The sequence below is a fragment of the Streptomyces azureus genome (genome assembly GCF_001270025.1).
Lineage (GTDB): Bacteria > Actinomycetota > Actinomycetes > Streptomycetales > Streptomycetaceae > Streptomyces > Streptomyces azureus.
This window is the reverse complement of record NZ_DF968529.1, coordinates 1-414: the sequence shown is the minus strand read 5'-3', so window position 1 is coordinate 414 and position 414 is coordinate 1. Positions and strand designations below refer to the sequence as shown.

The window sequence follows — 414 nt, the reverse complement described above, 5'->3', positions numbered from 1 at the left end:
GTCCGGCCCTGTCCTGAAGACCGTATGACCCTCGTAGAGGGAATGCGGAGCCATCTGGAAAAAGCCAGCTCGGCTGCCGACGAGAATTTCGGATGGCGGCGTCCGTGGTCGGGGTCGGCCGCTCGTGAGGGCGTCTGGTCGAACGTGCGCAGCGCGGAGGTGACGCTCCTCCAACTGGTATCCGACGAGGAAGCCGCCGGCCGTGCCAGCGAGGTCATGGCGCTGGTCAAGGATCATCTGGCCACCGACGACCCACGGCGCGTCCGCCTCGCCCGGCGGCTCCGTTCCATCATCTCCGGCGAGATGTCACCGAGCGACCGGGATCTCATGGTCCGGGCGCTCGATGCCGCGTACAACGCGCTGGACGACGAACTGGCCCGGGTGCGCAGCCTGCGCAACATCCTGTGGACCGCG

The 414-nt window shown here is 67.9% G+C and carries 1 pseudogene; it reads left to right on the top strand.

Features of this window, described 5'->3' with window-relative positions:
• Window positions 1-24: 24 nt before the first annotated feature.
• Window positions 25-414: pseudogene (locus AOQ53_RS37915) on the top strand (hypothetical protein); the annotation flags it as partial.